This is a genomic window from Phycisphaerae bacterium, from assembly GCA_017999985.1.
In the GTDB taxonomy this organism is placed as follows: Bacteria; Planctomycetota; Phycisphaerae; order UBA1845; family Fen-1342; genus JAGNKU01.
The window spans coordinates 325587-334685 of sequence record JAGNKU010000006.1 but is presented as its reverse complement, the minus strand read 5'-3'; the positions used below and the strand labels follow the sequence as shown (position 1 = coordinate 334685).

The window sequence follows — 9099 nt, the reverse complement described above, 5'->3', positions numbered from 1 at the left end:
CGTTGGCGTCGCGGCCTACCCATGCGGGAGATAATGCGCAGGCCTGAGGCAAAGCGCAAATTAAGATCGTGTTAAACCCGCGTGTGTTTTTCGCATGCCCTAGCAAGTCGAGTGCCGAACAGAATTGGGGCGCGCCCCCCGGGGGGTGGCCGACTCGCGCAATCGCGATCCGGCCGGCATGCCGGCGCCGGTGGGCGGATGGCGCGGCACCGTCGGCGAGAACGAGCCGGCCCACGTGCCCGGTGCCGAATGCCGTTGAGGTCCCGTCGGTGCGGGGCTCACGTGGCAGTTCACCGCCCAGTTCGTGTCGGCCGGGTTCATCATCCCACCTCCAGGGGCTGCGTCGCCTGTGGGCCGGGAACCCGCGCGCCAGCCGGGGCTTCCCGGCGCCGGTACGGCCGCAATGCCGCCAGCACCTCGTCAATCCGTGTCAGCGGAGCATGCCCAACGGCCTCCGTGTCGCCCATCTGGGTGATCGTGGCCCCGACCTCGGCCAGCAGCCGGAGCCGGGCACGCAGGACACGCGAGCTGCGGCACAGGACGCAGAACTCGACGCGGTCGTGGCCCTGCCCGCCGTAATCGACGTACCCGTCGCGGCAGATGATGGCGTCGGCGCGATCGGCGCCACTGCGGTAGGCGACGGCGGTGCGGTCGCTCCGACGCCGCACCGGCGGCACCGGGCCACCGTCGTGCACGTTGCGAACCCGGAGCCGATGCTCGGCAGCGTAGGCACGCAGGTCGAAGCTCATGGCTTGCCCCCTTGCCCGTCACCAGCGCTCGCCCGGACCATCGCCAGGATGCCGGCCTTCACGGGCTCTGGCAGCGTCGGCCATGTTGCGGCGACCTCGGCGAGGCGCGCGTCCAATGTCGCTTTTTCGGCGAGCTGGGTACAACCAGGAGTACAACACGCCGGTCCGGTGGATTCGTAAGTGCTTGTGGAGACAACTGCTTGCGATTTGGAGGCGCACGGTTCAAGTCCGTCCGCCACCATTTCCCCCTCGTCCGTGACACCACACGTCGCGACGCGACAACTCGCGTCGGCAGAGTCGTTTACGCCGCACTCTGATTCGGCGCCAATTGAGCAAGTCGTGTCGCGTGCCTTCTCCGCCTGTCGTCCGAGGTGAACGCCGCGAGCGTCTACGGCCGTGTGCTGCTCAGCAGGGACGCCATGCCCCCACCTATCTGGAAGCCGGCCGCGTACACCCTGGAGGAGTCAACCGCGTGGTCCGAGGAAACCTGAACGATCGTGGCGTCGATGGACCCGAAGTCGTCGTACGGGTCGGTTGTCCGGAAGGGGCGCCGGCCTGAACAGGGCGACTTGGCGCGGCGCAGCTCGTCTGCGGTTTCGCCCACCGGGCTTGGCGCGCAGACACGCGGTGGCATCACAATTGGTGCAGCGCGCCTGTGGTGGGGTGGTTGGGCAGCGGCTTGCAGAGCATCAACGTGGTGGGAATCGGCGGATACTGCATGCGCAGGCGATAGAGGTCAAACTCCTGGCCGTTCCAGCCGAGCCGTTCCAGCGCGTAGTGCAGCATGTCAGGATACCGCGGGATATCCGGCGTAAGGGCCGCGTCGGGCCCGGTGCCGAGATGGACCAGTGGGTCGTGCAGCGGCAGCCGGTCGCTCGGCTCATACCGGACGCCCGGTCCGCCGCCGAACAGGTCGCCATACAGTTCGGCGCGCAGCGGGCCGCCGTTGGCAAAGAGCGCGCGGTGCAACAGCAGGTCAAAGATCAGGACTTCGGCGGGCATCCGCACCGGGAACGCCGCGCAGAATTCCGGGTACAGCTCGGTGCGATAGCGCGGTTCGACCGCCCGCAGCGCTTCGCCCGTGACACAGGTGATCCGCGCGGTGTTTCCGACCGAGTCCGCCACGAACTCGAATTCCCGCTCGCCGTGAGCCCCGACGACCGGGCGGAACTGGGGATAGGGCTGCGTGCAGAAATCCGTGAGCAGGGGCACGCCATCGGCGGCGCGCGGATCGAGCACGGAGCGGACCGGCGCGGCATGCACCCCGTGGGCGCAGTCGACCGAGACCGGACGCGCGATTCGCCAGGCGACGTTGGGGCGCATGCGCCGAAAATCGATGAAGCCGCGGAGCGTCGCCCCATCCCAGGCATCCGGATTCGCCGACGGATGGACGAGGTTCACGCGAAAGATCGTGCGGGCCTGCACGCCCCAGACATACGTGCCGCCCTCGAACGTCAGCCGGCGATGCTCGACGTCCGCGCGGACGCGTTCGCTGGTGGCAAGGCCGGCGGCGAGCATGTTGAAGGATTTGCGTGTGCCGGCGTGCGTGTGCACGAGTTCGCGGAAGGCGTCGAACGCGTGGCGGGCGCGCTCGAGCGCGCCGGCGGGAGCGGCGTGGCGCTGCGCTGCGCGTAAGAAAGCGCGCATGCCGGTCGGCCCGGGCACGAACTGGGCGCAGGCAAAGGGGTCGCCGCCCTCGATGCAGCGGCCGACTTTCCAGGCCAGCTTCGGGTCGAGGTTCAAGGCGCCCGCCAGGTCATTGGGCCGGCGATAGGTGAAGCCCGGCATGCCGTTGATGACGTCCGCCAGCGCGCGGCGCAGGTGCTGGATAACGCTCTCCGCTTGGACGGCGAAGTCCAGCGACCGTTGGTTCGCTCGCGAGGCTTTCATCCATGTGAGTGTACCCCCCTTTGGATACCGCGTCAATCTGTCTGCATAAGTTCTTCATAAGAAATGCTTTATAGCCAAAAAATAAATTGATATTGCAATTGGCGTGGCAAAGTGTTATCGTACCTGCCGGCGTGCGGCTCGTGCGGACGGAGGCGCGGGTCGCGAGAGTCAGATCGATGCCCAAGCGGCCCCCTTTCACGGCCTACCGACCGCTGGTGCGCGGTGCATGAGCGGCGGCGCGGCTCCGCAAGACCTGGAGGACGAAAAATGTTCAAACTATTACCAGCCCTGGCACTCGTGGCTGCCCTGTCGGCCAGCGCGGCGTTCGCCCAAACCGGCGCGTGCTGCGGCTACATCGACGGCCTCTGCACCGATGGTGTCACTGCGGACTACTGCGCCAATTCCATCTTCGGGCAGTACATGGGCGATGGCACGACCTGTGCGGAGGTCACCTGTCCGCCGATCGGGGCCTGCTGCGACCCGGACAGCGGCAACTGTGTCATGACGACGACCGAGATGCTGTGCGTCTTCTACTGGGGACGTACGTGGCTGGGCGCCGGCACCAACTGCGCGGGGGAGAATCCCTGCCCGCAGCCGCCGCGCGGGGCCTGCTGCTTGCCGAGCGGCATCTGCCAGCCGAACCTGACCGTGAATGAGTGCGTGAACTCCTGGGGCGGCGTGTATCAGGGCGACGATACGACCTGCGAAATGGTGCAGTGTCCGCAGCCGGACGTGGGAGCCTGCTGCTTCGGCACGGGCGGCTGCCTCGTGATTGCGGAATACCTCTGCGCGGAGTACTGGGGCGAGTTTCAGGGCGCCGACACGATCTGCTGGCCGAACCCCTGCGGCGATGAGCCGCCCTCGCTCGGCTGGTCCGACAATTTCGACAGCTACGCAAACGGCACGTATCTGTACCACGTCGGCGGCTGGTATGGCTGGGACGATGACCCGGCTGCCTGCGGGACCGTAACGGATGCCCAGGCGCACTCGGCTCCGCACTCGATCATGGTGAATGACACTTCGGACGCGATCCATCCGTTCGTGCCGGCTTTCACTGGCGACCAGTGGGTGATCACCGCTTGGCAGTACATTCCTGCGACCCTGTCAGGAACGACCTACTTCATTGTGAACGCCTACTACGAGGACGGCGGGACCAAGTACTGGTCCGTGGAACTGCATTTCGACCCCGCCACGGGTCAGGTGTACGATGCGCTGCGCGATCCCAATGCCTTCAGCCCACTGCCGATCGTGTATGACCAGTGGGTTGAGATTCGCGTCGAGGTCGATTTCGACACTTCGCTGGGGACCGTGACGCAGTATTACAACAACCAGTTGCTCTACACCGGCGACTGGGTGGCAGGCGGAATTGGCGCTCTGGCCATTGCAAACATCGATCTCTACGCGCCACACGCGACACCCGTCTACTACGATGACCTCTCAGTCGTCCCCTCCACGGGGCCCCAGCCTCCTCAGCCGGTACGTCCGCTCTTCGTCGGCGTCCAGTACGGCGACCTGCCGACGCGCAGCACGAACCTGGAGGGGTTCCCGAACGTGACCTGGAACAATGGCTTCACGTTCGGCATGAACGGCGCGGCGGGTCGGCCTGACGGCGCACTCTACCTCAGCTCAGGCGACTTCAACACGGAGCTCTACATCGCGCCACTCGAAGGTCCGGCGATCTATCTGACGGATCTCCAGGAGTACGTCAGCGCGCTGGCCTATGGCCGTGGGCGACTGTTCGGGTTCTGCAACTACGCCAGCCCGATGGGCATCTATGAGATCGACCCGGTCACCGGGGCAATGTCACTGGTCGCGGCCACCGGTTCGCGGCGCTTCTTCGGCTTGGACTACAACGCCGCTGACGGTTTGCTGTACGGCTATGACGAGTATGGCTCGCCGAGCGGCCTGTGCTCAATCAACATCGACACCGCGGAAATTGTCCATGTGGCCAGCTCAGTCCCCGCTGGCAACTCGGCGGCCCGTGGCCTGGCCTGCGGCTACAACAAGGTGTACGCCGTGACGGTCTACGGCGCCGATTACCCGATGTACATGTATGACCTCGCGCAGGGTCCGGGCGGAACGTGGACACCCATGACGCACCCGTTCCCCGACAGTAACTCCACGAGCGGAGCCGCGTTTGTGCCCGGCCCCGTGACGGGCGACCTGAACTGCGACGGCGTGGTGAGCTTCAAGGACATTAATCCGTTCGTGCTGGCCCTCGCCAATCCGGAGACCTACGCGACCACCTTCATTGACTGCACGATCTACAACGCGGACATCAACTTAGACGGTCTGGTGAGTTTTGCTGACATCAACCCGTTCGTGGCCCTGCTGACAGGCAGGTAGTTCGCACGCCGATTCGTGGCCAGTGCGGCGGCCGGGGACTGCCAGCGGTGTCCCCGGCCGCGTTGATTGGCGACCTGGGCAAGAGAGGTATTGCGCCGTGACGATGAACGTCCGCCGCCGGCTTGCCATGCCGGTGCTCGCTCTACTGCTGTTCGCCGGCTCAATGCTGGTCGTTGCCGCCGAGCGGCACGTGCCCTGGCGCCTCGGGCAGGCCGCGCTGCCGGCCGTGTCGGCGGAGCGGCTCGCGGCGGTTTGGCCGGAAGTCAACAGTGGCCGGCCGCACGTGGTCGTTCAGTTTGATGTCCCGCCCCCGGCCGAGCAGCGCGCGACGCTCGCCGCCCGAGGGCTGCGCCTGCTGCGCTACATCGGCGGAGGCGCATATTTCGCGGCACTCGATGCCAATGCAACGGACCCGGACCAGCTCGGCGCGACGGCGGGCCTGGTAGGCCTGGATACGCTCCGCACGGAGTGGAAGCTGCACCCGGCTCTGGCCGCCGGGCAGATTCCGTCCTGGGCGGCGGTGGCACGCGACACGCCGGACAGTCAGCGCGTCGCGGTCTACGTCCTGCTGCACGCGGACGTGGACCTTTCTGGCGGCGCAGCCCTGGTCGAGGCGTGCGGCGCAACCGTGCGCGCGCTGCTTGCCAGCGTCAACGGTCTCGTGCTCGAGCTGCCCGCGGCCGGCATTCCGGCCGTCGCCGCGCTCGACGCGGTGCAATGGATCGAGCCGCCGCTGCCGCTGCTGTCCGGCACGAATGACGGCAACCGCGCCCGCACACAGGCCGATCTCGTGCAGGAACCGCCGTATGGCCTGGACGGCTCCGGCGTGACGGTGTTGGTCTACGACGGCGGCACGGCGCGCGCGTCGCACGTCGACTTCGCGGGGCGCCTCAGCGCACTCGACAACTCCGGCACGATCACCCACGCGACGCACGTCGCCGGCACGATTGGCGGCGCTGGCATCGCGAACGCCACGTACCGCGGCATGGCGCCGGGGGTCACGATGCTGTCGTACGGGTTGGAGGGGGCCGGCTCCGTCGGACCGCTCTACACCAACCCCGGCGACATCGAGACCGACTTCGCCGACGCGGTCAACGTGGGTGGCGCGGTCGTCTCGAATGCTTCGCTCGGCAGCAACGTCGAGGCGAACGGCTTCGACTGCGCCTGGCAGGGCGACTACGGCGTGACCGACGCGCTCATCGATGCCATCGTACGTGGCGCGCTCGGCGCGCCATTCCGGATGATCTGGGCCGCCGGCAACGAACGCTCCGGCAGCCGCTGCGACGTGGAAGGGTACGGAGACTACTACAGTATCGCCCCGCCGGGCGGTGCCAAGAACCACCTGACCGTCGGCGGCGTGAACTCCAACGACGACTCCATGACGACCTTCAGCAGTTGGGGACCAACCGACGACGGGCGCATCAAACCCGATGTCTGTGCTCCGGGCTGTCAGATTGGCGGCGACTTCGGTGTGACCTCATGCAGCGCCACCGGGGATGCCAGCTATGTGAGCCTCTGCGGAACGTCGATGGCCGCACCGACCGTGTGCGGCCTGGCGGCGCTGGTGCTGCAGGACTTCCAGGCCCAGTTTCCCGGCCAGCCGCTGCCGCGGAACGCGCTGCTCCGGGCGCTGTTCGCCCACACGGCCGTAGATCTGGGCAACCCCGGGCCGGACTTCAAGTTCGGCTATGGCTCGGTGCGTGTGCGCGATGCGGTCGAACTGTTGCGGACCGGTCACTTCTGCGAGGCCACCGTTGACCAGGGCGGCAGCTACACGCGGACTGTCGTGGTGGCCCCCGACACGCCTCAGTTGAAGGTCACCCTGGCCTGGGACGATGTGCCGGCGGTGCCCAATGCCAGTGTGGCGCTCGTCAACGATCTCGACCTGGTGGTCACCGGGCCGGACGCCACGCAGCACTATCCCTGGTCGCTCGATCCGCTGAATCCGGCCAACGCCGCGGTCCAGACGCAGGCCGACCACGTCAACAACATCGAGCAAGTGGTGGTGGACAACCCGGCGGCGGGCGAGTGGACGATTGCGGTCGTCGGCCAGAATGTCCCCGACGGGCCGCAGACTTTCGCGCTCGTGGGCGATGGTGCTGAGAACATCGTTACCGTCATCGCGCTCCCCAATGGCCGGCCAGATTTGGTCCCCCCGCACACGGCGTGGCACCTTGACGTGCGGATCGCCGCCTTCGGCCAGAGCCTGGTGCCCGGGACCGCGCGGCTTCACTACCGCGTCAACGACGGGCCGTTCGCCGTGATCCCACTCGCCGCGCTCGGTGGCGACTTGTACCAAGTGACACTGCCGCCGCGCGCGTGCGGCGAGGTGCCGGGCTACTATATCAGCGTCGAGGCGACCATTGAGGGCACTGTGACCTTGCCGGCCGCCGCCCCGGGCGAGACGTTCTCACACGAGATCGGCGTATGGACCCCGCTGTTCGCTGATGATTTCGAGCAGCCGAGCGATTGGACCGTTCTGGCCGGCGCGATCACCGGCAACTGGGAGCGCGCCGATCCGCAGCAGGTGGTGAATCTGGGCGTGGTGACTCAACCGGAAGATGATCACAGCCCGGAGGACGGCTACCTGTGCTACACGACCGGGCCGCTGGCGGGGTTGCATCCCTCGGCCTACGACGTGGACGGCGGGCCATCACACCTGCTGTCTCCGGTGCTCGACCTCGCGGGGCGCGATGCCCTCGTGAGCTACTGGCGCTGGTATCACATGAGTGTCAACATGGACGATGCGCTGGTTGTGGCGGTGAGCAACGATGGCGTGACTTGGGCGCCGGTAGAGGAGGTTCGTCGCAGCGCGGCCGAGTGGATCCACGCCGAATGGCGGGTCAGCGACTTCGTCCAGCCCTCCGCGACGGTGCAGGTCCGGTTCACGGTGAATGACACGGATCCCGGCTCATTGATCGAGTCGCTGATCGACGATTTTGCCGTGCGACACGCGACCTGTACGGCAACCCTCCCCGGCGACCTGAACTGCGACGGCACCGTCGATTTCGGTGACATTAATGCGTTTGTGTTGTACCTGTCGAACTTCGAGGTCTGGCAGGCGTGGTACCCCGGCTGCCCGGCCACGAACGGCGACATCAACAGTGACGGGAGCTACCCGGCCTTCGCGGACATCAACCCGTTCGTCACGCTGCTGACCGGCCCGTGAGCTGGCACTGCTCTTGCCACGTCGCGGGTGTAAACCGGTGTCCATCCGCGCCGTCATCGTACAGCAGGTGCGCGTACACGTTCGTGATGCTCAAGCCGGAGTGCTTCCGTGCCTCCGCTGAGCAGGCGCCGGTGACATACCGGCCGCCGGCGCGAGCACATGCCGGCGGTGGTGGATCGTCGGCCCCGCTCCGCGCCCGGCACCCGGCATGCGACTCTGCACGGGGACTGCGTGTTCTGCCGGTCCGGCGGCCTGCCGGCCGACCGTGCCGACTGCGCGCAGACGAACGGATCGGACAGACTGGATCCCGGCGCGGTCCGCTGATCCTGCGACGCCTTCCGATCGTCCAGTGTACCCTGGCCCCCGCGATTACAGCGCCGTACCGGGGGATACGGCATTGCACGAAACAGGACAAGTATGTCCATTGGGCGTTACAGGACTCGAACCTGTGACCTCATCCGTGTGAAGGATGCGCTCTAGCCAACTGAGCTAAACGCCCGTCGCATCTTGACCTCCTTATTTTCCAAGTGCCGGCCGCCGCGTCAACCCCCTCCGGCTGGTCCGCCGGCCTATTCCAGACCGCCGGGGGCCGCACAACGGCGTCGGCGCTCGCAGACTGCTTTGAAAACGCCAAGTTTCGTCAGATCGGCGTTTCCGCCGCACTAAGACTCCATGTCGGGACGCGGATCGGACCGCGAACCCCAAACCAGAACCAAGCGGTCAGGAGATACGGCGATGACGATGACCACGAACATCAAGCGGGCGGCGACGGCCATGGCGTGTGCGGGTCTGATCCTGCTCGGCGTGCTGGCCACGGGCTGCGACGACTACGTGGCGGCCGGCGACTTCAACGAGCCGAGCGTCCAGCCCGCTGACTTCTCGCCTTACGGCTACGACTACGACATGTACGACATCTTCACCTCCGACATCTGACCCGGGGTTGTC

General features: G+C 66.7%; 6 protein-coding genes and 1 tRNA gene. 3 read left to right on the top strand and 4 right to left on the bottom strand.

Annotated elements, in window-relative coordinates:
- Positions 1-320 precede the first annotated feature (320 nt).
- The 3 genes from KA383_10495 to KA383_10485 all read right to left on the bottom strand — a co-directional run bounded on the left by KA383_10495 (position 321) and on the right by KA383_10485 (position 2639).
- Positions 321-749, bottom strand: a complete 429-nt coding sequence (locus KA383_10495) for a hypothetical protein (GenBank protein ID MBP7746552.1) — start codon at positions 747-749, stop codon at positions 321-323.
- A 388-nt stretch (positions 750-1137) separates the two neighbouring features.
- The gene (locus KA383_10490) at positions 1138-1383 is read right to left on the bottom strand and encodes a hypothetical protein (GenBank protein MBP7746551.1); all 246 of its coding nucleotides are present in this window, start codon (positions 1381-1383) and stop codon (positions 1138-1140) included.
- The gene (locus tag KA383_10485; protein ID MBP7746550.1) at positions 1383-2639 is read right to left on the bottom strand and encodes a hypothetical protein; all 1257 of its coding nucleotides are present in this window, start codon (positions 2637-2639) and stop codon (positions 1383-1385) included. The genes KA383_10490 and KA383_10485 overlap by 1 nt, the downstream gene beginning before the upstream one ends.
- Before the next feature lie 267 nt (positions 2640-2906).
- Between KA383_10485 and KA383_10480 the strand changes: the two genes are divergently transcribed.
- Together KA383_10480 and KA383_10475 are read left to right on the top strand one after the other, a co-directional pair.
- Complete coding sequence (locus KA383_10480; protein MBP7746549.1) at positions 2907-4985, top strand: hypothetical protein; 2079 nt, start codon at positions 2907-2909, stop codon at positions 4983-4985.
- 97 nt (positions 4986-5082) lie between these two features.
- Positions 5083-8154, top strand: a complete 3072-nt coding sequence (locus KA383_10475) for a S8 family serine peptidase (GenBank protein MBP7746548.1) — start codon at positions 5083-5085, stop codon at positions 8152-8154.
- Positions 8155-8579: 425 nt separating this feature from the next.
- On the opposite strand, the gene KA383_10470 is transcribed toward KA383_10475, so the two are convergent.
- Positions 8580-8653 (bottom strand) — tRNA-Val (locus KA383_10470).
- A 236-nt stretch (positions 8654-8889) separates the two neighbouring features.
- Here KA383_10470 and KA383_10465 point away from each other — a divergent pair.
- A complete protein-coding gene (locus KA383_10465) occupies positions 8890-9087 on the top strand; it encodes a hypothetical protein (GenBank protein ID MBP7746547.1) in 198 nt (65 codons plus the stop codon).
- Positions 9088-9099: the final 12 nt, after the last annotated feature.

What these genes read in the sequence shown, in the direction of transcription:
- KA383_10495 (MBP7746552.1), bottom strand. Translation starts at nt 749, where the DNA reads ATGAGCTTCGACCTGCGTGCCTACGCTGCCGAGCATCGGCTCCGGGTT.
- KA383_10490 (MBP7746551.1), bottom strand. Translation starts at nt 1,383, where the DNA reads ATGCCACCGCGTGTCTGCGCGCCAAGCCCGGTGGGCGAAACCGCAGAC.
- KA383_10485 (MBP7746550.1), bottom strand. Translation starts at nt 2,639, where the DNA reads ATGAAAGCCTCGCGAGCGAACCAACGGTCGCTGGACTTCGCCGTCCAA.
- KA383_10480 (MBP7746549.1), top strand. Translation starts at nt 2,907, where the DNA reads ATGTTCAAACTATTACCAGCCCTGGCACTCGTGGCTGCCCTGTCGGCC.
- KA383_10465 (MBP7746547.1), top strand. Translation starts at nt 8,890, where the DNA reads ATGACGATGACCACGAACATCAAGCGGGCGGCGACGGCCATGGCGTGT.